This window comes from Photorhabdus bodei (assembly GCF_003287735.1).
Taxonomy (GTDB): domain Bacteria; phylum Pseudomonadota; class Gammaproteobacteria; order Enterobacterales; family Enterobacteriaceae; genus Photorhabdus; species Photorhabdus kayaii.
On record NZ_NSCM01000009.1, the window covers coordinates 1 to 23,426 of the forward strand.

The window sequence follows — 23,426 nt, forward strand, 5'->3', positions numbered from 1 at the left end:
CTTTCCGGTAAATAAAAGTAATAGATCAAAATTGGCGATTACCGTCAACCCCACTGATATCATCAATACAAAAAACCTGTGTAAGATCACACTATTTTTAAATCAGAAATACGGTGCGGAATGACGGATATACCCTATGGATTTCAAGATGCATCGCGACGGCAAGGGAGCGAATCCCCGGGAGCATAGGTAACTAATGTGACCTGGGTGAGTGAGTGCAGACAACAAAGAGGCAACTTGAAAGATAACGGGTATAAATTGTATTTCGTTTGCAATTGAGCATTGGCAAGGTATGTTAAATGCCAATGCTCAGTTCATATATGCGGTTTGACTGTCAAAAAACGCTGTTTGAGGACAGATTACGGCTCCGGCGGGCGATCTTGCCACTGTTCTAGCCAGCGCAAAACTTCTGCGGTAGCTTGGATAAGATCAGCAGGAATATATTGGTCTATCAGGCCATCTTGATAAAGTGCTCGGGCCAGCGGAATGCGTTGTAACACCGGAATACCTTCCTCTTCAGCAATACGTCGAACTTGCAGGGCCTGCGCATCGGTGAACTTGAGTGTAATAAGGGGTAACGGTGTCTCTCCTTTCTTATAACGGATACCTACCGCAATGTGGGTTGGGTTGGCGACGATAACTGATGAATTCTTAACGCTAGCGCGCATATTGCTTGATTGTAATTCTTGATGAAATTGACGTCGTTTGCTTTTGATCTCTGGGCTGCCTTCACTCTCTTTATATTCCCGTTTGATCTCGTCTTTACTCATTCTAAGCTGCTTAATATGTTGGTAGTGTTCGAAGGCATAATCGGCAATAGAAATCACAATAAGCCCCATGCCGCATACGGTCATGAGCTGGGTTAACATTATGCCGAGTACAGGAACAATACATCTTGTTCCACACTCCGGCAGGCGCAGTAGTGCTTGTAGATTGCCTGCCAGAGTAATCCAAACCAAGGTGCAGAGCAGTCCTACTTTAAGTATTGATTTGATGAATTCCACCAGACTCTTGATAGAGAAGATTCTCTTAGCACCTTCAACAGGGTTGATCTTTTTAATATCAGGCTTGATGGAGTGTCCACTAAGTAGAAAACCGTATTGAGCGAAGTGTGATGCCAGCGATAGCAAAACGGAAACGCTTAGAATTGGCAGGCAGAGGTAGACCAGCTCTTGCATCAAGTTTTCAACCACATGGTTGAAGGCTTGAGGAAAGGGTTTCTCCAGTAGATTAGCCGGGATTAGCATCAGTTTACCCAGATGTTCCAAATAGTATTCAGACATGACCATTATCATGCCGATTAGCCCCAATATTAAGGAGGTGGAGACAACTTCGTTACTTTTGGTTACCTGGCCTTTCTTCCGGGCGTCTCTGAGTTTCTTGGGGGTAGGTTTTTCAGTCTTTTCTCCACTCATGGTGCCTCCAGAATAGGGATTAACATGCGCACTGGGGAGAGAATTAACAGCACCTTATCATAGGCATGATGCATCAATAACCGGATATAGATAACCAGTAGCAGGCTGGCAATTGCACTTTTGATCGGCATTGCTAACACGAAAACGTTGAGAGAGGGAGCGAAACGGCTAATCAGTGCCAGCCCGAACTCTGCCAAAAACATGGCGATTAGCAAAGGAGCTGCCATTAAAGCGCAGAGCTGTAGTAGATAGCTAAACTGACCATAGAAAAAGTGGATCCACTGATTGGTAATTTGGGGAAAAAACTGCGTTACTGGCCAACTGTTATAACTTTGAAATAGGGCGCCAAGTAGACCAAGAAAAGCGCCGCCGGAGAAAAAGAGTGTTATCAAAGTTTGAGTCAATAATAGACCCGTGGGTGAGGTTTGACTTCCCAGGGAAGGGTTAAGCACTGAAGCCATTGTTGCTCCCCGTTGGTTATCTATAATAAAACCGGTGGCTTCCATCGCCCAAAATGGGATAGAGGCGATAAAGCCGATGAGCAGACCAAGCAGGACTTCCTTACCGAGCAACAGCGTCAATTCCAGACTACCTAATGTGGGCAACTGACTGCCTGCTACTGTTGGGTAAGCATAAAGGGCCAGTGAGCAGACCACGCTGTTGCGGATTAACCCACCACCTAGCATCTGTTTGCTGAGCACAGGAAATATCACAAAGCAACTCATGATGCGTGGTAACAACAGGGTATAAGCAAGCATTTGTTGCTGGAGCTCTGGTAGGGTCATTTGATTAGCGGCACCTTAAGAAAGGTCATGTTGGCAAAGCTATAGAGTTCGTTGCCAAGCCAGGTAGCTGTAGCGAATAGAGTAATAATGACCGCAATTAATTTGATGACAAAACCAAGCGTTTGTTCTTGTATTTGAGTGAGTGCTTGGATCAATGAAACCAATGTTCCTACTGCCGCAGCCATGAGTACCGGCGGCAGGGAAAGGATTAACACTAACCAGAGAGATTGGCTGGTGAAATGCAAAATATCAGCATTACTCATGTTCAATCTCCATAACTGATAACAAGGCCGTGTGTCAGGCGTGTCCAGCCATCAAGCAGGACAAATAACAGTAATTTGAAAGGAAGTGAGATAGTCATTGGAGAAACCATCATCATCCCCATTGCCAGCAGAATGTTAGAAATAATGAGATCGATTGCAATAAATGGTAGATAAAGAAGAAACCCGATTTCAAAAGCCCGGGTTAATTCACTGACGGTAAAGGCGGGTAGCAGTATCAATAGGCTGTCTGGTTCTAGCCGATCTGCATACTGGCTTGGCCAAATTTGTCGGGTACTATCGATAAAGAAAGTGCGTTCACTGGGTTTAATATGTTGTTTGAGAAAATTCCGGTAAGGTGTCAGGCCCTCTTCCACAAATTTATCTACAGATTGCGCATTGCTGAATGAAACTTCATTTTGACGCAGGTAATCTTGAGTGGCGAAACCCACCGGAGCCATCACATAGATAGTGAGGATAATTGCCAATCCGTACATAGCCATGTTGGGTGGGATCTGTTGTACGCCCAATGCGTTACGCAGTAAGGAAAATACCACGGACAGTTTGAGAAAAGAGGTCGCCATCACGGCAATAAAGGGAAGCAGAGCTAGCAAGGCCAGACCGATGATGAGATCCAATTCGTTCGGTAGCTGGATCATGGTTGTTTCTCCACGGAGAGATGTTCAACTCTTACACCCAGACGTCCTTCAATATCCACTAATCGCCCTGAACCCAGGCATTTCTGATTGACGAGAATACGTACCTCGCCATCTGAAGGAACACCAAGATCGAGTAATGAGCCGGGTTGCAGGCTGGTGAGTGTCTGTAGATCCAGAGTCTGACGGCCCACTTCGAAACTGACATGAACCTCTAGTTCGTTTAAGTCTGTTACTGGCAGAGCGTTGTCAGAACTATCAGGAGAGGGGGTGTGCATAGTGATTAACTCCAATTTATGGTCATGGGATTTAAAGTAGGCCCAAGGGCGTCCTTCCAGATACGCTAATAAAGGGTCATCTGGTTGTTGCTGTGGGGGCAGTAGTAGCACATCCCCTGATTCCAGAGTACGAAACACATCTAAAGTCAGGATTATTGCTCCCCATTGCAGAGAAAGCCGTAATGGAATAGGCAGGCATTCTCCAGGTTGACGTTCTGGCAATATGGCAATTAAGGGGGATGGCTCTGGTAACCAGAGCGGCAATGTGGCCCCTGGCCGTTCAAGGCGTAGTCGTAAGCAAGCTGACAAAGGACGTTCTGACGTGGTACTCAGTGCTGACCATGACAGAGTGGGTAGCACTTTGCTTTGATATTCCAGTAGTGCCAACAGCAGATCTTGAGGGAGTGATGTGAGGTCCGCTTGTTGTAGATCAGGTGCGAGCCACAGCGCTAACTCGGCTGCATGGCAGTACAAGGAGAAGGTTTGTCCCTGCCAATGGGCGATCAGTTTCCTGTCTAACGTCTGAGGAGGAGAAATCACATCCAGCGAGAGATAGTTATTATCCCAATTAAATTGTTGCTGGTGGCGACTCAGGGTCTGGTGCAGCGTTAATTCTTCCAATGAAACTTTGGATAAGGTCAGGCTATTCATGCATCTTTTTTCCATTCTTCATATACGCTGCGACGTTGACGTGATCCATGTTCACTATCCGTTTGAGACGGAAGGGAGAGTTCAACAGTTTGTGTTGGGTAAAGAAGTTGTAGACGTTCAATCAGTTCAAAGCGTGCCTGTTTCAGGAGTTGTTGAGCCGCCGGATTCGCTAAAATCTCTATTTGAAGTTTGCCATGCTCGCTGGTGAGTTGGATCTCAAGTGCTCCCAGGCTAGGAAGTGTCAGATGTAATGTCGCCGGACGTTGCTGTTGGGTTAGTTCGATACTGATCTCCACACTCAGTTTGTCGATTAACGCTTCCAAAAGGGGAGATAGGGTTGAAGTTGCTTGCATCGTGGCGAGGATGCGCTCCCCCGGCAGGAGTTGCGTTTGTGGGAAGAAAGGTGTTTTCCCGTCTGATCCACCAGAGTAAGAGGATTGAGAGTCGGACTCTTTTGGTTTTAATACCAACAAATGGGATGTTTCGATTTCATCCAGTGTTTTTCCTTCCGCAGGGTTGATTTCGTTGGCATGGCGGGCAATAGGTAAAGTCGGGTCTGTTTGTTGGTGAGGAATGGCACCGTGTTGTGTGTCTGGCTGAGATGGGGATCGGCCAGGTGTTGTCTGCATCATTGCTGTGTCAAGATGAGAAGTTACCGTGATATCAACCGGTTTTAGGCCAGAATCAATCAAGGTGCTCAGGTTTGACTGACGTGTTGGGACTTCGGGTGCTGACAGAGATTCCCTTATCTCGTTAGCGATCTCATTGAGGCGATGAGCGGGGACCGATACGTTTTTTTTCTGATTTTGAAGTGGTGCAGGCATGTCATGGCCTGTCAATGATAAGGCTTGCTTGCGCGGATCATCAATTGCCAGTTGGGAAGAGTCGAATAGTGGAAGCTCCTCATCTGAGTCATGTGTGGCATGTTGATCCGCTGGTTTATTGTTTGTCGTCGTATTGGTTAACGGTTGTTCCGTCCGCCGTGTGGTTGACTGACGCGTGTTGGCGGCATGAGAGGTGATAGCTTGCTCGAAACGGCGTTGCAAATCTGCGTCTGCTTCTGCGGGAGACGACGTTGGGAGGGAGGAGACATCTTTTTTGCCGATAGCTGTCAGTGGGTTCATACTCTTCTGTTTTACACTCTTTCCTGGCGATGGAACTCTTCTTGTTCCAGCTCTTCCTGGTATTCACCTTGGGCTCGGATCGCCTCTTGTTGCTGACGACCCAATTCATTAAATTTTTCTTGCTGTTGACGTGCGTGGTGCAGAACACGTTGACACTCTTTTAATTGACGGAGTTCCAGTTCCACTTTTTCGGTCATTTCAGCCACTTGCTTTTCCAGTTGCGCTTCATTTTCGCGTAACAGGGCAACTTGTTGTTGCCAGCGTTCAAGGCCTTTGCGATCAATAGGTTGGCCCTGACACAATTCAAAAAGCCGTTGTTCTTCTTCTATTCGCCATTGACAGTAATCTTGCAAGGTTTGCAAAGCCTGCTGATGGTGTTGACGGGCCGTTTGCAGTTTCATTTGTTGCAAGGAAAAATGTTTTTCAGCGCGTTCGACTCGCAAGGCCTTTATACGTTGTAAACGGCCAATCATTATTTTGTTATCTGCTGTAATTGAGCTAAGGTTTGCGGTAAATCACTTGGCTCATGGGTGCCTTGGCGTAACCAGCTACGTATTGCTTCAATGTGCGCAATGGCATTGTCAGCAACGGGATCTTGCCCTTTTTGGTACTCTCCAATCTGCAACAAAAGCTCAACTTCTTCATATTTAGCTAGCCATTTGCGCAACAGGCCGGCCTGAGCCTGATGTTCAGGAGTGATAATTTGATTCATCACCCTGCTAGCGGAACGTAACACATCGATAGCTGGATAGTGGTTAGCCGCCGCCAGTTTGCGTGACAAAATAATGTGGCCATCAAGGATAGAGCGGGTCTCGTCTGCTACAGGCTCTGTCATGTCATCGCCTTCCACCAAAACGGTATAGAGGGCGGTAATCGAACCTTTGTCGGATTGACCAGCACGTTCCATTAGCCGTGGCAAAGCGGCGAACACTGATGGGGGATAACCACGTCGGGTTGGCGGCTCGCCGGCAGCTAAACCTATTTCTCGTTGCGCTCGGGCGAAACGGGTCACGGAATCCATTAGCAGGAGTACACGCTTACCTTGATCACGAAAATATTCAGCGATTGATGTAGCAACAAATCCTGCTTTAGCCCGCTCCATTGCCGGGCGATCTGAGGTCGCTACCACCAGCACTGAGCGTTTTAGGCCCTCTTCACCAAGATCCGATTCGATAAATTCCCGCACTTCACGGCCACGTTCACCGATGAGCGCCAGCACGGTAACATCAACTTCGGCGCTACGAATCAACGTAGATAACAGCGTACTTTTTCCGCCGCCAGCGGCGGCAAAAATCCCCATACGTTGACCTTCGCCGCAAGTGAGTAAGCCATCAATAGCGCGCACGCCGAGAGAGAGCGGGTGCTCAATCCGTTTACGACTCATGGGGGCCGGCGCATCTCGGTAAACCGGATACCAGGCTTGTGGCTCCGGTAATTGACCGCCGGAAAATGGATTACCTAGCCCATCAAGGACTTGCCCTAACAGGTAGTCCCCCACGCCAACTTGATGCATGGCTCCGGTTGGACTCACTTCAGTATTTGAAGAGATACCAAACATCTCGCCGAGAGGTGTTAACAAGGCTTGATGTTGTTGGAATCCAATCACCTCCGCCAAAAGCGACAGTGTGTTGTCAGGATTGCGTAAGTGACAAAGTTCACCTATCCGTACACCAGGAATAACGGCTTTAAGTAGTGTACCCGTGACCTGAGTAACCCTGCCGCGAATCTGAATTAGCCGGCATTCATTAATGGCGTGGCGCATTTTGCCGGGAATATGGTCTAGGGAAAGCTTCATGATCGTTTATATAACCTCTGCTATAAATACTATAAAGAAGGGGAGGAGGAAGGGATTGCAACCTGAGTCGGGAGTTTTTAGAAAATGGTTGGAGTTTACCTGGCTGTTCTCTGCTTTATCGGTAAGATTTCCTATTTTATTCACGGTGTGTTGCCCATGTTTTATGGGGCTTATATCAGAACAATGGGGCTCTTCCTTGAGTTATGGCGGTTTTTGCTAAAAATTCACGACTGATTTTGGCATAGGCACAGGAGCGGTATCTTTATAATTTGTTCATTATTAACTCTGATATGACAAGGTAGACTATGGATATTATCCAGAATCATCTTCATTCGATAACTTTATCAGAACTGGGTGCTGGGGTTACCGCACAACAGGAACAAGCTAAGGTAGGTCAGTTTCAGGGAGAGAAAGTTGTGCTGGTATCAGCATCCCAGTCTTTTGCTGATGCGGCCGAAGAGATGACTTTTGCATTTTCGGAACGCAAGGATATGCCACTCTCCAAACGTAAAGTTAGTGATGGACATGCCAGGGTGCGAGAAATTGAGGCACTGGTGGGTGAATATTTGCAGAAGGTGCCAGATTTAGAGCGTCAGCAAAAGGTCAAGGCATTAATCTCCCACTTAAATAATGCTCAACTGACTAATATTGCTCAGTTACAGGCTTATCTGGAAAGTTTCTCTGGAGAGGTGAGTGAGCAATTCTATGCGCTAAGTCAGGCCCGTGATGCGCTGGCGGGCAGGCCAGAGGCACATGCCATATTGACATTGGTTGAACAGGAGTTGTCACGCTTAGCGCAAGAGCAAGGAATTGCTATCGAGTTGGGGGCCCGCATTACGCCTGATGCCACGACAGCAGCTAAAAATGGGGTTGGCAACTTGCAAGCGTTGCGCAACATCTATCGTGATGCAGTGATGGATTATCAAGGGTTGTCGGCTGCCTGGCGGGATATTCAATCCAATTTCAAGAGTAGTTCCCTGATGGAAGTAACAGGATTCATCATGAAAGCGTTGAGTGCTGATCTGGACAGCCAACAGCGGCAACTTGATCCTATTAAGTTGGAACGTGTGATGAGTGACATGCATAAACTCCGTTTGCTTAACAGTTTATCGGTTCAGGTTGAGCAGTTATGGAAAAGCGTGGTAGAGGGGGAAAGTCATGGCATACGGGCCTTCTGACCTTATGGGGGATGTCGTTTCTCTGGTTGAGAAACGTTGGGCCAATGTGCGAGATGTTGAAATACTCGGTCATGCTTTGGGATTGCAGGATAACCAAACTCAAATTCATTTCTACCGGGAATTGAAGCGATTGATTCGTTTGATTCCGGTGGAAGTGTTCAGTGATGAAGAGCAGCGCCAAAACCTGCTTAATGCTTGTCAGCTGGCGCTGGATGCAGCAATTGAGAGAGAAGAAGACGAATTGTGGTCGGGAGAGGGAGCATCATGAACTGGATAGAGCCACAGTTGCTCCAGTTTTGTCAGGATTTGGGTATGGAGATGTCTGATGCTTCTAGCCCCTTGATCCAAATCGATTTTGAGTATTCTGGTACGTTGCAAATTGAGCGCTATGGTGGCTCATTAACACTTTGGCTGGCCCGTGAAATTCCCTGGCATCAGGGAAAAGAGGTCATGGTGAAAGCGATGCTACTCACTTTCAGTGGTCAGGGGCCTGAACTGCCCTTGCGTTGTGGCTGGCTGGGGGAAGATCGTCTGTTATTGTTTGTGACACTGGATGAACGGCATATAACGTTGCCCTTGCTGCATCAGGCATTTCGCTCTTTGCTAAGAGTACAGCGTGAGGTGCTCGCTTCGTGAGCAAAATCGCTGCCGCCCATATAGGAATTGAGCAACTAACGGCGATCAGTCGGGAAGAGATAGAGGTTAGTTTACCTGATCGCTACGCATTATTGCCCGATGGTCAATCCGTTGAGACTCACGCCGCACGTCTTTATCCAGCCAACAAGGCTGATCAGGCTTTGTTGGCTTTTGCCTGCCCGCAAGATGGGTTTCACTCTCTGTTGCGTCCACATGATTTTCGTCAGGCGGTTAGTGGTCTGCGTACAATTTTGCAACAAGGTAATGACATCAGGGTACAGCATGCTGTCTCCCTGTTGGAAAAAATGAATCAAGATGAACAGTTGTTGCAGATGGCTCTGCACCTGTTGCACAAGGTATGACCATGACTCTCAGTGCTAAACAGCAGAGCGCTCTGTTGCTGCTCGGCTGGCTTCAACTTCAATACGGTCATCCTGACCGAGCTCGTATTTTATTGGATGCATTACTGGCTTTGCATCCTGAACATCAGGAAGGGCGTCGCGCCTTGGTGGTTTCATTACTTAAACTGCAAGAGGGGAGCATGGCAAAAGAACATTGCACTCTCTTACAAGAGCAGGGTGAACAAAGCGCCGCCCTCTGGCTTTGTGTTAGCCGTGCTTGTCAACAGGAAGGGAACCTGGAAGAAGCACGCAGTGCTTATCAGCGTTATCTCGCTCAAGGGGCCCTATTGTGAACCGTGGGTTTGAGTTATTGCGTCTGATTGGCGAGCGTAAAGACATCATGTTGGCAGTATTGTTGCTAGCCGTGGTCTTCATGATGGTTTTGCCGCTTCCGCCTGTCCTACTTGACATTTTGATCGCCATTAATATGACCATCTCTGTTGTGCTCATGATGATGGCGGTCTATATCAATTCCCCTTTACAGTTTTCCGCTTTTCCTGCGGTCTTGCTGGTGACCACGCTGTTTCGTTTGGCGCTTTCCGTCAGTACCACCCGGATGATCCTCCTGCAAGCAGATGCGGGTAAAATAGTCTACACCTTTGGTAATTTCGTTGTCGGTGGCAACCTGATAGTCGGGATAGTGATCTTTCTGATTATCACTATTGTACAATTTATCGTCATAACCAAAGGTTCGGAGCGCGTAGCTGAGGTTAGTGCTCGTTTTTCCCTTGATGCCATGCCGGGTAAGCAGATGAGTATCGACGGAGATATGCGTGCTGGTGTTATTGACGTCAATGAAGCCAGGGAGAGGCGTAGCATTATCGAAAAAGAGAGCCAGATGTTTGGTTCGATGGATGGCGCGATGAAATTTGTTAAGGGTGATGCGATTGCGAGTCTCCTCATCATCTTTGTCAACATTTTGGGTGGGATAACTATAGGCGTCACCCAAAAAGGGATGTCAGCGTCCGATGCATTGCAGCTCTACGCCATTTTGACCGTTGGTGATGGTATGGTCTCTCAGGTTCCTGCCTTGTTGATTGCGATTACGGCAGGCATCATTGTTACCCGAGTTTCGTCGGAAGACGCCTCTGATCTAGGTAGTGAGATTGGTGATCAGGTCGTTGCTCAACCAAAGGCACTATTAATTGGCGGTGTTTTATTGGTGGTATTTGGCCTTATTCCTGGATTCCCTACATTAACTTTCTTAATGCTTGCACTGGTGGTGGCGGGTGGCGGTTATTTGCTGTTCCAGCGCCAGCGACAAGCCAACGCCAGCCAACAAGCGGATCTTCCTAGACTGTTAGCCCAAGGGGCAGGCGCACCGGCGGCCAAATCTAAACCCAAGAGCGGCAGTAAGGCTAAAGCTGGAAAACTGAGTGAGAAAGAGGAATTTGCTATGACGGTTCCTTTACTTATTGATGTGGATGCGGGATTACAGGCTGAGCTGGAAGCTATTTCACTGAATGATGAATTAATACGGGTACGACGCGCCCTCTATTTGGATTTGGGCGTACCATTTCCGGGTATTCACTTACGTTTTAATGAAGGGATGAAGCAAGGGGAATACCTGATCCAGCTACAAGAGGTGCCCGTTGCCCGTGGTCGGCTGCGTTCAGCGCATTTACTGGTGCAGGAACCGGTCAGTCAGTTAGAATTACTGGCTATCCCTTATGAAGAAGGGGAACCTCTATTACCTAATCAGCCTACCTTGTGGGTAGCCGAAGCACATCAGGAACGTTTGGTGAAGTCTGGGCTAGCGGTTTTATCCATGTCTCAGGTGATCACTTGGCATTTGTCACATGTGTTGCGGGAGTATGCCGAAGATTTTATTGGCGTGCAGGAAACCCGTTATCTTCTGGAACAGATGGAAGGCAGTTATGGGGAATTGGTCAAGGAGGCCATGCGCATAATCCCATTGCAACGGATGACTGAGATACTGCAACGGTTGGTAGGCGAGGACATCTCTATTCGTAATACACGTACGATTCTCGAAGCTATGGTGGTGTGGGGGCAGAAAGAAAAAGATGTGGTGCAATTAACGGAATATATTCGCAGTAGTCTCAAGCGTTACATCTGTTACAAGTATGCTAATGGCAACAATATCTTGCCCGCTTATCTGTTGGATCAACAGGTAGAGGAGCAAATTCGAGGAGGTATTCGCCAAACGAGCGCGGGTAGCTACCTGGCGCTGGACCCAGCGGTGACGCAAAGTTTCCTCGAACAGATGAAGAAAACCGTGGGCGATTTAACGCAAATGCAGAATAAGCCAGTATTGATCGTATCAATGGATATTCGTCGCTATGTCCGTAAGTTAATTGAAGGTGATCACCACGGCTTGCCTGTGCTCTCGTATCAAGAGTTGACTCAACAGATCAACATCCAACCGCTTGGTAGGGTGTGTCTATGAACCGTGATCCGCTTACCCCTTGGTTTGAGGAGCAAGGTTATTCTGTACAGCCTCACTGTATGGGGAATAGTCCAATCCCTCTTGGTTGGCGTGTGTGGTATGAAGGTTGTGAAATTGCCTGGCGTTATGACGCACCGCGAGTTTGGATCGTGATGTTACGCCGTACCCGGCAGCGTCGAGGGCTTGCTAATCCATTTGCGCCTCTTTATCTGTTGGCAACAGCAACGATGGCCGTGCTTGGGCCGGGTAGCCGGCTTTATGGTCAAGTTAATACTTTGGTTGACTCTCCCCTTAATGATGAACGTTTGGCCCGGTTTTACCATCGCTGGACAGGCGCAAGTGAGGTTGCGGCTGGCTGGTTCGAGTTAGAAGCCAGTTGCGTTATATCGCTACATCAAATGAGAAAACAACAAAAAAAAGTCCAACGTTGACAGGAAGAATCAATATCTCTCTTTATTATAGGAGTCACTGATGCAAGAGGAACCCAACGCCAAGGTACTGCAAGCTGCTGAGGCAGCCATTAAAGACAGTGATCACAGACTGCAACTATTGCAGGAGATGTGGCAGTCTCTTGGCATCAACCCAAGTGTAGGTACAGAACTGTTTGGTCATACTGACGTTACTTTGGTTCAGAATGCTGAGCAAGAGTTGCTGACAGAAGTTAATCGCTTACGAAGCAACCAACCGCCCTCTCTGGAAGAGGGAAAGCGTCTTCGTCGCCCACCTCGTATGCGTGGCATTATTGTATAAGGAGTTTGAAGGTGGAAATTAGGCCATATCAAAATGACCCACAGCTTTTCTTGACAGATCTGAAAGGGGTTTCACTAAATCAATTACAAGGTTCTGGATCTTCTGAGCTCAATGAATTGGTTGAGCTTATTCTTAATAAGGGGATCAAGATTAAATCTGGTTCTGATGTTATCACTGAAAATAAAAATAAGGATCTCCTGAAAAAACTGATTGCCTATTTTCTGCCAGCGGACGCTATTGTCAAAGATGGTCATTTAGACAGCCAAATAAAGAATGGTATCGATAATCTTAAATCCTTCTTGAATAGCCCGACATTAAAAACTGATTGGACATTAAGGGATTTTCTGGCTGCGGTTCATTTTAATTTAACGCCGGATCGTCTTGATGATGATGTAATCTATATATTTGTTTCTGTTATGTCAGGTCATGATAAAAAACGACTTGAGTTGCGTGATGAATTGGCTACATTGACCGCAGAGTTAAAGATTTACAGTGTTATTCAATCGGAGATTAATGCGAAATTAGCAGCTAATGTGACGCTTAATATTACCGATTCCGGTTCTTTCAATTTGTTGGATCATAAGAAATATGGTTTTAGTGAACAGGCTGCTTTTGAGAAAAGTGATGAATATAAACTGTTAAGGAAGATATCTTCTGACTCTGAAATCTCTATTAAGAAATTCTTAGAAAGCCCTAATAAGCAAAGTGGTGCTATGGCAGGTCTGGAGAATTCTTACGAATATGACAAGGATAATAATCGCTTAGCCAATTTCTCTACTTCGGTTAACGATCGTGTAAATCCACTAAACAATATTGTCCAAGAAAAAACAACACGTTTAAATGAGGCTAGTTCCCGTTATAACGCGGCTATTGAAGCGTTAAACCGTTTTATTCAAAAGTATGACAGCATCGTGCGCAATATTCTCGGCGCAATTTAAGGAATGATTATGGAGCATCAAGAGACATCAACCACTTCTGACCAATATGCACAAGAGTTGGAATCTTTTCTTCATGATGGTGGCACCCTTGCCATGTTGAAGGATATTTCTAGTGATACGTTGGAGCAACTTTACTCATTAGCGTTCAACCAGTATCAGTCAGGCAAATGGCAGGATGCACATAAGATATTCCAGGCTTTGTGTATGTTGGATCACTATGATTCCCGGTTCTTCCTTGGATTGGGTGCGTGCCGACAGGCAATGGGGCAACTGGAGCAGGCAATTCAAAGCTATAGCTACGGAGCCATGCTTGATATTAATGAGCCCCGTTTTCCATTTCATGCAGCCGAATGTCTCCTGCAATTAGGAGAACTAGATGGGGCTGAGAGTGGCTTCTACTCGGCCCAACAACTTGCGGCAGCTTTGCCGGGACAGGCCGCTTTGGCTGCCAGTTCCAGTGCAATGTTAGAAGCTATTACAATAAAAAGGACTCAGGAAAATGGTTCAAGTCAGTGAATCTAAAGTTCCTCAATCGAGGGTCAACAGTTTTCAGGTTGATGAAATCCGCGCAACTATCCCTCCTAAAAGCGAGGAGCACGTTACGCCTAGTCAGGCGGGTAATTTGCTGTCTTCTGATGCCGCTAGGTCACGAGGAGTATCATTGCCAGCACCATTGGTGGTGGTGAATATTCACCCTAACCGAGAAGAAATGGCAAGGATTAAATCGGTTACGCAGGAGGCTAAGCAGGCAGTAGGACCGATAAAAGAGCTGACAGCAAAGCTGACAGAAACTTCGTTGTTGTCCTCTCTGGTATTGTCCTCATCTGAGGCAATAGAGATTGAATTGGGCAAATTGACCAGCGAGATCGAACGTAATCAAACCAAGCTCAAGATCGAAGATATCCGGCGTGCGCGTCAGGAAAGTTTGCAGAAAATGGATGAGAACCAGCAGAAGATTAAAGAAGCTGAAAATTCTGCTAAAGAGGCGCAGAAATCTGGATTGTTTTCTAAGATCTTTGGCTGGATCAGTGCAATTGCTTCAATTGTGGTCGGAGCAATTATGGTTGCTACCGGTGTTGGTGCGGTAGCAGGCGCTTTGCTGATTGCCGGCGGGGTAATGGGCGTAGTCTCTCAGAGTCTACAACAAGCGGCTCAAGATGGTTTAATCAGCAAAGAAACCATGAAATGGCTAGGGCCAGTCATAACTGCGATTGAGATTACGATGGCTGTGGCGGCGGCGGCGGTCAGTTTCGGTGGTTCTGCTGCCGGTTTGATTGCGAAAATGGGCGCTAAAATGGGCAGTAAAGTGGCTGAGATGACGGCTAAGATGGCAGTAAAGGCAGCGGAATTTTCTGCAAAAGCCGCAGGTACAGCAGCAAATACCACGGCTCGGGGCTTGAAAGTGGGTATGCAGGTGAGTGATTTGGGGGTTGATGTTACTAATGGCGCTGCTCAAACTACCAATGCGGCCTTCCAGAGTAAAGCGGCTAACCGACAAGCTGACGTGCAACTTTCACGTAGCGAATTGACCGCATTCCAAGCTGTTATGGACAGGCTCAAAGAGGAGTTGTCCCACCTGGTAGAGTCTTTCCAACGTGTGATGGAAATGATTTCCCATATGCTCAATGACAGGGCAGACATGATAAATAACCTTGCCCGCCGACCACAGGAAATTTAGGGAATAAAAAGATGAGAATTAATGATAACGTCAGTAGTCAAGGGGTTACTTCCAGTCACGGTGTTGAAGTTGGAACTGACAACTTTGTGTCGACACCGACAGCACATGAAGCTGCTATTCAACAGCCGGAAAAAACGAGGTTCACGGATAAGGTTGAATTGATTGTACCGAAACAGGGCCTCGATCCCAGTAGCTTAGGAAATGTCGGACAAGAATTAAATAACACGCTGAATATGATGTCGCTGCTTTTTGAGATTGCCAAGAGGATGCGTGAACTGGGTATTTTACAGCGTGACACTGAGAATAAAGCGTCGATTGATGCTCAGAAGTCACAAGTGGATGAGATGCGACATAGCGCCAAGTTGATGATTGCTACGGCAGTGGTTTCAGGCTTAATGACGATTGGTTCGGGGCTGATAGGTGGTTTTTCTTCCGTTAAAAACAGTCAAGCGGTTAAGCAGCAGAAGACGTTGGAAAGTAATATTGCCGGTCGTAACGAATTAATCGATCTTAAATCGCAACAGCTAGGCAAGAATAGCGATGCTGATCGGGCAGCAATTGGTAAAGTATGGAATGTAGCACAAGATGCTGACAAGAGCACTTTGAAATCTCTTACTTTGGTTTTTGAAAGTCGTAACAGCAAGCAGCAGTTCTTAACTTCAGTAATGAAATCTTTAGAGAGTATGTCCAATAATTCGGTGCAGGTAGAACAGGGGCTTTCTCAGGCTAAAGCCAAGGAACATGAAGTGGATTCATCTATTTCTCAACATGAAAAACAGAAGAGTGAAGATCAGATTTCATTGGATAACAATTTCATGAGAGATGTTTTGCAATTAATACAGCAGTATTATCAGAACCATGTCCAAGCATGGCGCGCGGCGACTGGTGTGGTGTAATGCTGGCGGAGTAGACCCGTTGAATAATAAGCTTGGGCGCACCGAAAGGTGCGCTCTTATTGATGGATACCGTTATTTTATCTCGTTTTTAAAATCTACTCATACCGTCCAAGGTGCAGAAAAACGAAAATATCAAATTAAGATTTCAGTCCTTAACTGGCAGGATGTGTTAAGGAAAAAAAGCATCTTCCTATGTTCCGGTGTTTGGTTTTCGATAATCACTGGGGTGACTTTTTTATTAAAAGAATTGCCCTTGAGTGACAGAGGTCCAAAAGGCGATGGTAGTAAACTGAGTCCCTTTTCTGCGGGGGTAACCCGTTTGTTTGACTACTCGGTAATTCAAGTTGGTCTGATTGCCTTCTCTAGCAGGAGTAACCCATGGATGTGATAGCCATCGTCAATCAAGTTTTGGCTGAATTTGCTGCTAAATTTGGCTTGCCGCACCTAGCTTTAAATCATGAAGGTGTGGCTGCTCTCTGTTTTGATGAGCACCTTCACCTCTCTTTGATCTTAATTCCTGAACGTGACCAGCTCGTTTTACAGATAGATGTCGCTGACATCACTGTGGTCGGAGAGGGGATTTTCCGCCAATTAGCCAGCTTTAATCGTCATTGGTATCAGTTTGATCTTCACTTTGGTTTTGATGAGTCAACGCTGATGGTGCAGCTTTATCGGCAAATGTCAGCGAGTCGGCTGAATCAGGCTGTTTTTGAAGAGAGCCTTTCAAGTATGTTGGATCATGCTGAATTTTGGCAGGAATTATTGCAAGCTCAACTTCCGATTGGCTCTCAACAGAACGAATCTTTGGGAATGCGAGTATGAAAATTGAGAATTCGTTACCCATTCATTTAACAAATGTGCCCCATGAAAATGATAGCCTTTGTTGTGGTCGTCGGGTTACGTCAGGGTATATGCCACAAAACGTTCATGAGCCGCTTTCTGCGGTGCTGAGTAGAGGCCTTGTCATGGGGCTTGAACATGAGACAACATTACAGCGTTTGTTGGATGGGCAGCATACTCCGTTGTCACAACGTAGGATCAGCCTAACATGACCAAAATAGGGTTGGTCATGTTGTGTTTGCTGATTACCGGTTGTGTTAGTGAGGTTGTTGAGCATGAAGCATCACGTCTGATTGAGGGCGATGTGACCATGCAGGCCTCTCTACCCAGAACGGCAAACGTTGAGGTGTCATTGTTGACGGTGGTTGAAGGAAAAGTATTGACAGTAGGTGAGATGCATTATCGTTTGGACATGCTACCCGTCACTTTTTCTATGCGTTTGAGTCCGCCGTTTTCTCACGGTGAGTTATTCTTAAGGACTCGTCTACGTTGGGATGGGAAACGGACAGTGCAGGCGAAAAGCCAACAACGCGTCGTTGCAGGAAAAAGAATTGTAGTGCAATTGTCTCCCTTACCATGTTATCCAGAATGCCTATGAGTTTTAAATATTTTTGCATTAATAAATAAGGGATAATATTGTCTTTTAAATTTTTAAATGCTATTTAAATTACATGGAATTATACCTAATAATTTCATGTAATATTTTATTGTTCGGTATATACCCTATGGATTTCAAGATGCATCGCGGCGGCAAGGGAGCGAATCCCCGGGCGCATAGATAACTATGTGACCGGGGTGAGTGAGTGCAGCCAACAAAGAGGCAACTTGAAAGATGACGGGTATAAATTAATATATTTTCAATGTTAAATATCTATAGAATAATACATTAACATTTGAATCTCTCATTTTACAATTAGTTGAATAGTTCCTCTTCTGTTATTTTCTTCTATTTCTTATGCTTGATTATATTTTACTTTTTCACCCTCAAAGTATTTAACTGTATTTTTAATATAGGTTACATAAGCCATTTTAAATTAATATCACTTTTAATTGTTTTAATTGTTTTAATTGTTTTAATTGTTTTAATTTTATCTGCTACATTTGCCGATTTATTTAAACTGTTCCAATAGATTTTTGATGCTGTTTCTATCTTTACAGGAGATAGTAATACCTAAATTCCCAGTGCATCCTTTTATCATTATCATACTTAATGATTTACTTTTTTGGTGGAAATTTTCAATCCCATCTATAACTGATGCTAAAAATATTGTATGGTCTGTGAATAGCAATGGGGAAAAGGTGCATTTTTATTATGAAAATGGTGTTTTTATCAAAAATAACTAACTCATTAAAAGGATGATAGATGTTTCAGTTTGATATTACTATCATTATCCCTGTTTTTAATGATGAAAATAATATAATCTATTTGTTAGATTCAATTTCTTCGCAAGAAAATGTTAATTTTGAGGTCATTATTATTAATGATGGTTCAACAGATAACAGCTTGGAAGTAATTAAAGAATATGAAAAAAGAGATAATAGAATACGGATCCTTAATCAAGAAAATCGTGGTGTTTCAATAGCTAGAAATTACGGCATAAAATATGCGAGAGGGGAGTGGGTTTTATTTGTTGATAGTGATGATTGGCTAAAACCACAAATATTAAGAAAATGGCTTGATCACGCTATTGAACAGAGATTAGATGTGTTAATTGGCAATGGAGTCAGTTTTACAGAAGATCCATTCTCACAAGGGAATAGAAGAATAACACGTAGACAACCTTATGGAAGAGTATTAACAGGTAAAGAGTGGATAAAATATTGCGTTGAGTGTAGAGAATGGCCACATTTTGTTTGGTTACAACTTATTAAAAAAGAATTAATTATAAATAACCAACTGAGTTTTATGGAAAATATCTTTCATGAAGATATTTTATGGACAATTAATTTGTCACTTATAGCGAATCGAATCGGCTTTTGTGAGGAGCAATTGTATTGTTATCGACATAATTTGCAATCAATAACTCGCTCAAGAGAAAGTAAAAAATTATATCATCGAGCTGATAGCTATATTACCGTGGTTAATTCAATTATTAAAATCTCAAAAGAAATTAAAGGTGAAAAGTCGTTAAAAAGATCTCTTAGTCGTCATGCAATACGAGAAGTTGGTAGTTTTTTTATTTTGTACAGAAAAAAGATACACGATCCATCCTTAAAAAAATTGCTTGCTAAACGTTTTATTGATCAAATTGCCTTGAGAGATTTATTACCAGGTGTGCATAATTACCATGAACTATGGTTTATTATACGTTGTAATTTAGTCTTAATATTAAGGAGATTCATGGATGAGTGACTACAATTCTTTATATGATCTAATTTTTTAATCGTTTTCATCTGATTACTCTGCCTTTCCATAATCTATTAGGACAGGTAATTTAAAGTCAATGCTTTAATAAACTGTACCCTATGGATTTCAAGATGCATCGCGACGGAAAGGGAGAGAATCCCCGGGAGCATAGTGAACGATGTGACCGGGAGGAGTGCAGCCAACAAAGAAGTAACTTGCAAGATAACGGATATATCTATCTGTTAATTATTATCATTCCCTTACACATAATGATATACCAGCAGAGTTTGTTGATGAGCTTGGTATTATATTAAATGTAAGTAATCACCTTATAAAATTTAAGGCTGCACTATGTGTGGCCTTTTCTTATTCTACTGATTTCGCAGTATTCCTATTAACTCAAATTTAAGGCTACACGGCAGCCTATGGATTCCCATTTATGTGAGTGGGAGTGAAGGATGAAATACATGGATAAACAGCCTGACATCTGGATGCAGCTATGGTTATGGCTGCTGTCAGTCAAAGAACAAGGTATAGGTGCGGCGCTGGCTGCCGCAATGGCTTATCTCAGAGGTCGATATAACGGTGGTAAATTCTGGACGACAATTATGGATTCTATTATGTGTGCCATGATTGCTTGGTTTATCCGTGATGTGTTGAATTTTTTTGGTATGAGCACGGATTTGGCTTACATCAGCAGTGTCATTATTGGTTATCTGGGCACTGACTATTTTGGTCAGATCTTAAGAAAAGTTGTTAATAACAAAACAGGTAATAAACAATAGGAGTGAATTATGAGCAGAGGTATTCGAAATAATAACCCAGGTAATATTCGTTGGGGCGATGATTGGCAAGGTCTGATGCCTGCATCACAGCGTACTGATAAATCTTTCTGTCAGTTTGTCAGTCCTGAATATGGTCTTCGGGCAATGATTAAAATTTTGCATAATTACAATCGGAAATATGGCCTTAAAACAGTGAAAGGGATCATTTCACGATGGGCTCCCACTAATGAAAATAATACTGATGCCTATATTAATCACGTGTGTAAAAACACGGGAGTGACTCGCGATCAGGTTGTTGATGTATTTAATAAAGTATTTATGACAGAGCTTATTAAGTCCATTATTACCATGGAAAATGGTAGTCAACCTTATAGCGATGAGGTCATTGATAAAGCATTTTCCCTTTTGTAGAGCGATATTATGAAGTTTAACTCTCGTGGTTATACTGTTATTGCTCTGGCGCTTGCCTCGCTTCTGGCTTATCACTATTACGGTAAGTATACCAAACAGCTTGATACGACCGTTAAGCTACAGAGTGAGTTGCTGGAGCAGCAGAATGAAATCGTTAATCAGCAGGAGAGGATAAGGCTCCTGTCTGAACTGGATAATCAGCATACAAAGGAACTTGCTAATGCCAAATCTGAAATTGATGTTCTGCGCAATGATGTTGCCGCTGGTCATCGCCGGTTGCGCATCGCGGCCACCTGTCATCAAGGCCAAACCGGCTCCTCCGGCAGCGTGGGCCATGCAGCCACCCCACGACTTAACCCGGCAACTGAACAAGATTATTTCGATCTCCGAAAAATGATTGTTGAAAACGAACAGCAAACGAAATACTTGCAAGAATATATCAAAACTCAGTGTCAATAGCTGAGTTTTGATAATGTTATTGCGTAATGTAAAACAACGTAGGTGTGGGTTGGTTATTAGGGCAAGTATGCTTAAGGTCGATTAATAATCAAACAAGGAATACTGTGTTTTGTAATACAACCCGATAACCATCAATATCTTCAAATGTTTTACCTTCAATATCCCAATATGGGTTGTAAGAGGGGACTGTAAGAAAGCCAGCGTTTTCCATTAATGATATCTGATCTAACCATTCTGAATGGTCTGGTATATAGAAGGCCAATAAATTGTCCTGTGTGGGGGATCTTCCTACTGTTGTGCCACGATGATGCGTAAATTCGAGATGCCAGAGATGATTTGGATGCCCTAGAATGATGCCATCAAAATTTTCATGATTTTCGAATTGCTCTAGGAGAATAAATCCTAAACCTCGGCAGTACATTTCAGCAACTTGAGTTAAATTGTCAGTTGGCCTGGCGATTCTTAGTATAGTAGATTTTTTCATGGTAATCCCAGTTGATAAAGTTTTTGTGGAATATGTCCAATTCTCAGATCTTCTACTGCTATATAAAACAACCGGTAATGGTAGTTGATAAACGTGAAAAGTACAAAGTGGTGATTTTTAAAGTTAAAACAATCTAAAAATATCCGATACTGCCGAGCTATTATTTATAATATGACTAAATTTAGGGTTTTATAATTGGAGTTGTTTGATAAATTGATTGTCTGTTTTTTTATTTTTATCACCATTTCAAGCACCAAAGTCGATGATATGAACACGGATTTGATGTAAGTAGGTATGTGTTTTCTTCACAATGTCATCGAGAGTATGTATTTGGTTTCGATAAATTCTGATAAATATCCTCACTATCCTTTATTTTATAGGTCTGTTCTTACTTTCTGTTTGTAATAATACCTTATAAGATATATTAAATAATAAAATAATTAATTAATTTACTACCTATTATTTAATAGTCTGAATTTTTCAAAGCTATTAAGTTGATTTCTATTGTTTTTACCAAGTGATATGACCAGTAGCCTAGAATCTTGCGGCCCTTAAGCAAAATCTTTATATTATATTATATCTTATTATATTATAATCTAGTTTTGTTAGAGAGATTATAATTAATACTATTTTCTGTATTCTTTTTTGTTTATTATTTTTTAAGGATAAATTTCTGATGAATATTAAGGAATTAATTATAGTTCTGGCATTGTCCGGTTCTATGCTATTAGGTGGTTGTACTGTTATACCTGGGAGTGGCCTTACTGTTTATAATAAAGAAATAATCAATGATGATGATAGTAACTATGATATTAATAATTTGGTAAATGTTTATCCGGTAACACCAAAATTAATTGAAAATTTACGAGTGAATTCTGCTATTGCGCGTCCTAATCCTGAATTAGATAAAGAATTACAACAGTATGAATACCGTATTGGTGTGGGGGATGTCATTATGGTTACTGTTTGGGATCATCCTGAATTGACAATACCGGCAGGACAATATCGTAGTGCTAGTGATACGGGTAACTGGGTGCATTCTGATGGGACGATTTTTTATCCCTATGTTGGTAAACTTCATGTGAAAGGAAAAACGGTCACTCAGGTGCGTACGATGATTACTGATAAGTTATCGAAGTACATCGAATCACCTCAAGTTGATGTCAATATTGCTGCTTTTCGTTCACAAAAAGCCTATGTAACAGGTGAAGTTGCCAGGTCTGCTCAACAACCTATCACTAACGTTCCTTTAACCATTATTGATGCGATTAACCATGCTGGCGGCTTAACCGAAAATGCTGACTGGAGGAGGATCATTTTGACTCATAAGGGAAAAGAAACGATTATTTCTCTTCAAGATTTGATGCAAAATGGTGATCTGAAGCAAAATCGTCTGCTCTATTCTGGCGATATCTTATACATTCCTCGTAATGATGATTTGAAAGTGTTTGTTATGGGGGAAGTCAGAAAACAAACCACTCTACGTATGGATCGCAGTGGAATGACTTTGACCGAAGCATTAGGTAATGCTGAAGGTATAGATCAATTATCAAGTGATGCTAATGGCATCTTTGTTATCCGTTCGCTGCGTAATGTGCCTGATAATAAGGGGAAAATAGCCAATATTTATCAGCTCAATGCTAAGGATGCGACGGCGTTAGTCCTGGGAACTGAGTTTAATTTGCAACCTTATGATATTGTCTATGTTACCAGTGCGCCAGTCGTTCGCTGGAATCGGGTTATTAATCAGTTGGTGCCAACGATATCAAGCATTAATAGCCTGACTGAAACAACTAAATGGATTCGTAAGTGGCCGAATTAATGTTCAATTCTATTCTGATTGTTTGTGTGGGTAATATCTGTCGATCGCCAACAGGAGAGCGTTTATTGCGGCAACTATTTCCTCAGAAAGAGATTTATTCTGCGGGAATATCGGCTTTAATTGGTAAACCTGCAAATGAATTCTCAAGTAGGGTTGCGGCTAGACATGGATTATCCTTAGAAGGGCATATAGCACGCCAACTAACCAGTGAATTATGCCAGAAGTCAAGTTTGATCTTGGTTATGGAAAAAAAACATATTGAGGCTGTAAATAGGATAAATCTAGGGGCAAGGGGGAAAACAATGCTTTTAGGTCATTGGTTAAATGAAATGGTAATCCCCGATCCTTATAAGTCTGATATCGAGGTTTATGAATATGTGTATCAGTTATTATTTAATAGTGCTAATAGTTGGTTAGGGAAATTATAACT

32 protein-coding genes are annotated in these 23,426 nt (G+C 43.6%); 23 read left to right on the plus strand and 9 right to left on the minus strand.

Annotated features, from left to right (window positions below; genetic code table 11):
- Nucleotides 1-359 precede the first annotated feature (359 nt).
- Genes sctU through sctN form a run of 8 tightly spaced genes read right to left on the minus strand, consistent with a single transcriptional unit; the run spans nt 360 to nt 6,964 of the window.
- Nucleotides 360-1,415 carry a type III secretion system export apparatus subunit SctU gene (sctU, locus tag CKY02_RS08610; RefSeq protein WP_112894978.1) on the minus strand — a complete coding sequence of 352 codons (1,056 nt, stop codon included), beginning with the start codon at nt 1,413-1,415 and terminating at the stop codon, nt 360-362.
- The gene (gene sctT / locus CKY02_RS08615) at nt 1,412-2,200 is read right to left on the minus strand and encodes a type III secretion system export apparatus subunit SctT (protein WP_112879030.1); all 789 of its coding nucleotides are present in this window, start codon (nt 2,198-2,200) and stop codon (nt 1,412-1,414) included. The genes sctU and sctT overlap by 4 nt, the downstream gene beginning before the upstream one ends.
- On the minus strand, nt 2,197-2,463 hold the full coding sequence (sctS, locus tag CKY02_RS08620; RefSeq protein WP_112879031.1) for a type III secretion system export apparatus subunit SctS: 267 nt from the start codon (nt 2,461-2,463) through the stop codon (nt 2,197-2,199). Before sctS ends, sctT begins: the two co-directional genes overlap by 4 nt.
- 2 nt (nt 2,464-2,465) lie before the next feature.
- A complete protein-coding gene (sctR, locus tag CKY02_RS08625; RefSeq protein ID WP_112879032.1) occupies nt 2,466-3,119 on the minus strand; it encodes a type III secretion system export apparatus subunit SctR in 654 nt (217 codons plus the stop codon).
- The gene (gene sctQ, locus CKY02_RS08630) at nt 3,116-4,045 is read right to left on the minus strand and encodes a type III secretion system cytoplasmic ring protein SctQ (RefSeq protein ID WP_112894979.1); all 930 of its coding nucleotides are present in this window, start codon (nt 4,043-4,045) and stop codon (nt 3,116-3,118) included. Before sctQ ends, sctR begins: the two co-directional genes overlap by 4 nt.
- On the minus strand, nt 4,042-5,169 hold the full coding sequence (locus CKY02_RS08635; RefSeq protein ID WP_112894980.1) for a type III secretion system needle length determinant: 1,128 nt from the start codon (nt 5,167-5,169) through the stop codon (nt 4,042-4,044). Before CKY02_RS08635 ends, sctQ begins: the two co-directional genes overlap by 4 nt.
- 11 nt (nt 5,170-5,180) lie before the next feature.
- Nucleotides 5,181-5,642, minus strand: a complete 462-nt coding sequence (locus CKY02_RS08640) for a type III secretion protein (RefSeq protein WP_112894981.1) — start codon at nt 5,640-5,642, stop codon at nt 5,181-5,183.
- The gene (sctN, locus tag CKY02_RS08645) at nt 5,642-6,964 is read right to left on the minus strand and encodes a type III secretion system ATPase SctN (protein ID WP_112879036.1); all 1,323 of its coding nucleotides are present in this window, start codon (nt 6,962-6,964) and stop codon (nt 5,642-5,644) included. Before sctN ends, CKY02_RS08640 begins: the two co-directional genes overlap by 1 nt.
- Before the next feature lie 305 nt (nt 6,965-7,269).
- On the opposite strand from sctN, the gene sctW reads away from it, so the two are divergent.
- From sctW to CKY02_RS08750, 21 genes are all read left to right on the plus strand, one after another.
- Nucleotides 7,270-8,142: a type III secretion system gatekeeper subunit SctW gene (gene sctW, locus CKY02_RS08650; protein ID WP_112894982.1), complete on the plus strand. Its 873-nt coding sequence runs from the start codon at nt 7,270-7,272 to the stop codon at nt 8,140-8,142.
- Nucleotides 8,123-8,410, plus strand: coding sequence for a TyeA family type III secretion system gatekeeper subunit (locus tag CKY02_RS08655; protein ID WP_112894983.1), 288 nt, complete (start codon nt 8,123-8,125; stop codon nt 8,408-8,410). The genes sctW and CKY02_RS08655 overlap by 20 nt, the downstream gene beginning before the upstream one ends.
- Nucleotides 8,407-8,778: a type III secretion chaperone SycN gene (gene sycN, locus CKY02_RS08660; RefSeq protein WP_112894984.1), complete on the plus strand. Its 372-nt coding sequence runs from the start codon at nt 8,407-8,409 to the stop codon at nt 8,776-8,778. Before CKY02_RS08655 ends, sycN begins: the two co-directional genes overlap by 4 nt.
- On the plus strand, nt 8,775-9,140 hold the full coding sequence (gene sctX, locus CKY02_RS08665; RefSeq protein WP_112879040.1) for a YscX family type III secretion system protein SctX: 366 nt from the start codon (nt 8,775-8,777) through the stop codon (nt 9,138-9,140). Before sycN ends, sctX begins: the two co-directional genes overlap by 4 nt.
- Before the next feature lie 2 nt (nt 9,141-9,142).
- Nucleotides 9,143-9,472, plus strand: coding sequence for a type III secretion system chaperone SctY (sctY, locus tag CKY02_RS08670; protein ID WP_112894985.1), 330 nt, complete (start codon nt 9,143-9,145; stop codon nt 9,470-9,472).
- 47 nt (nt 9,473-9,519) lie between these two features.
- Nucleotides 9,520-11,586: a type III secretion system export apparatus subunit SctV gene (gene sctV / locus CKY02_RS08675; RefSeq protein ID WP_112895058.1), complete on the plus strand. Its 2,067-nt coding sequence runs from the start codon at nt 9,520-9,522 to the stop codon at nt 11,584-11,586.
- A complete protein-coding gene (locus tag CKY02_RS08680) occupies nt 11,583-12,017 on the plus strand; it encodes an LcrR family type III secretion system chaperone (protein ID WP_112894986.1) in 435 nt (144 codons plus the stop codon). The genes sctV and CKY02_RS08680 overlap by 4 nt, the downstream gene beginning before the upstream one ends.
- Before the next feature lie 40 nt (nt 12,018-12,057).
- On the plus strand, nt 12,058-12,336 hold the full coding sequence (locus tag CKY02_RS08685) for an LcrG family type III secretion system chaperone (RefSeq protein ID WP_112894987.1): 279 nt from the start codon (nt 12,058-12,060) through the stop codon (nt 12,334-12,336).
- Nucleotides 12,337-12,347: 11 nt separating this feature from the next.
- The gene (locus tag CKY02_RS08690) at nt 12,348-13,274 is read left to right on the plus strand and encodes a virulence-associated V antigen (protein ID WP_112894988.1); all 927 of its coding nucleotides are present in this window, start codon (nt 12,348-12,350) and stop codon (nt 13,272-13,274) included.
- 9 nt (nt 13,275-13,283) lie between these two features.
- Complete coding sequence (locus CKY02_RS08695; RefSeq protein WP_112894989.1) at nt 13,284-13,790, plus strand: SycD/LcrH family type III secretion system chaperone; 507 nt, start codon at nt 13,284-13,286, stop codon at nt 13,788-13,790.
- On the plus strand, nt 13,774-14,952 hold the full coding sequence (sctE, locus tag CKY02_RS08700; RefSeq protein WP_112894990.1) for a type III secretion system translocon subunit SseC family protein: 1,179 nt from the start codon (nt 13,774-13,776) through the stop codon (nt 14,950-14,952). Before CKY02_RS08695 ends, sctE begins: the two co-directional genes overlap by 17 nt.
- Before the next feature lie 11 nt (nt 14,953-14,963).
- A complete protein-coding gene (locus tag CKY02_RS08705; RefSeq protein ID WP_112894991.1) occupies nt 14,964-15,848 on the plus strand; it encodes a YopD family type III secretion system translocon subunit in 885 nt (294 codons plus the stop codon).
- A gap of 19 nt (nt 15,849-15,867) precedes the next feature.
- Nucleotides 15,868-16,236: a hypothetical protein gene (locus CKY02_RS08710; RefSeq protein WP_146747415.1), complete on the plus strand. Its 369-nt coding sequence runs from the start codon at nt 15,868-15,870 to the stop codon at nt 16,234-16,236.
- On the plus strand, nt 16,227-16,670 hold the full coding sequence (locus tag CKY02_RS08715) for a type III secretion system chaperone (RefSeq protein ID WP_112894993.1): 444 nt from the start codon (nt 16,227-16,229) through the stop codon (nt 16,668-16,670). Before CKY02_RS08710 ends, CKY02_RS08715 begins: the two co-directional genes overlap by 10 nt.
- The gene (locus CKY02_RS08720) at nt 16,667-16,900 is read left to right on the plus strand and encodes a T3SS regulon translocated regulator ExsE family protein (protein WP_112894994.1); all 234 of its coding nucleotides are present in this window, start codon (nt 16,667-16,669) and stop codon (nt 16,898-16,900) included. Before CKY02_RS08715 ends, CKY02_RS08720 begins: the two co-directional genes overlap by 4 nt.
- Nucleotides 16,897-17,286, plus strand: a complete 390-nt coding sequence (locus CKY02_RS08725) for a YscW family type III secretion system pilotin (RefSeq protein ID WP_112894995.1) — start codon at nt 16,897-16,899, stop codon at nt 17,284-17,286. The genes CKY02_RS08720 and CKY02_RS08725 overlap by 4 nt, the downstream gene beginning before the upstream one ends.
- 765 nt (nt 17,287-18,051) lie before the next feature.
- Entirely contained in the window at nt 18,052-19,041 is a 990-nt protein-coding gene (locus CKY02_RS08735; RefSeq protein ID WP_112894997.1) for a glycosyltransferase, read from the plus strand.
- A 125-nt stretch (nt 19,042-19,166) separates the two neighbouring features.
- Nucleotides 19,167-19,349 (plus strand): hypothetical protein, encoded by a 183-nt coding sequence (locus CKY02_RS23735; RefSeq protein WP_146747416.1) that lies wholly within the window; start codon nt 19,167-19,169, stop codon nt 19,347-19,349.
- A gap of 144 nt (nt 19,350-19,493) precedes the next feature.
- The gene (locus tag CKY02_RS08740) at nt 19,494-19,820 is read left to right on the plus strand and encodes a phage holin, lambda family (RefSeq protein WP_112894998.1); all 327 of its coding nucleotides are present in this window, start codon (nt 19,494-19,496) and stop codon (nt 19,818-19,820) included.
- Nucleotides 19,821-19,829: 9 nt separating this feature from the next.
- Complete coding sequence (locus tag CKY02_RS08745) at nt 19,830-20,231, plus strand: structural protein (protein WP_112894999.1); 402 nt, start codon at nt 19,830-19,832, stop codon at nt 20,229-20,231.
- A gap of 9 nt (nt 20,232-20,240) precedes the next feature.
- A complete protein-coding gene (locus tag CKY02_RS08750; RefSeq protein ID WP_112895000.1) occupies nt 20,241-20,690 on the plus strand; it encodes a lysis protein in 450 nt (149 codons plus the stop codon).
- Nucleotides 20,691-20,778: 88 nt separating this feature from the next.
- Here CKY02_RS08750 and CKY02_RS08755 read toward each other — a convergent pair whose 3' ends face one another.
- A complete protein-coding gene (locus tag CKY02_RS08755) occupies nt 20,779-21,174 on the minus strand; it encodes a VOC family protein (protein WP_112895001.1) in 396 nt (131 codons plus the stop codon).
- A gap of 676 nt (nt 21,175-21,850) precedes the next feature.
- Between CKY02_RS08755 and CKY02_RS08760 the strand changes: the two genes are divergently transcribed.
- Both CKY02_RS08760 and CKY02_RS08765 read left to right on the plus strand, forming a co-directional pair.
- Complete coding sequence (locus tag CKY02_RS08760) at nt 21,851-22,996, plus strand: polysaccharide export protein (protein WP_112879057.1); 1,146 nt, start codon at nt 21,851-21,853, stop codon at nt 22,994-22,996.
- The gene (locus tag CKY02_RS08765; RefSeq protein ID WP_112879068.1) at nt 22,996-23,424 is read left to right on the plus strand and encodes an arsenate reductase/protein-tyrosine-phosphatase family protein; all 429 of its coding nucleotides are present in this window, start codon (nt 22,996-22,998) and stop codon (nt 23,422-23,424) included. Before CKY02_RS08760 ends, CKY02_RS08765 begins: the two co-directional genes overlap by 1 nt.
- The last annotated feature ends 2 nt before the right edge of the window (nt 23,425-23,426 follow it).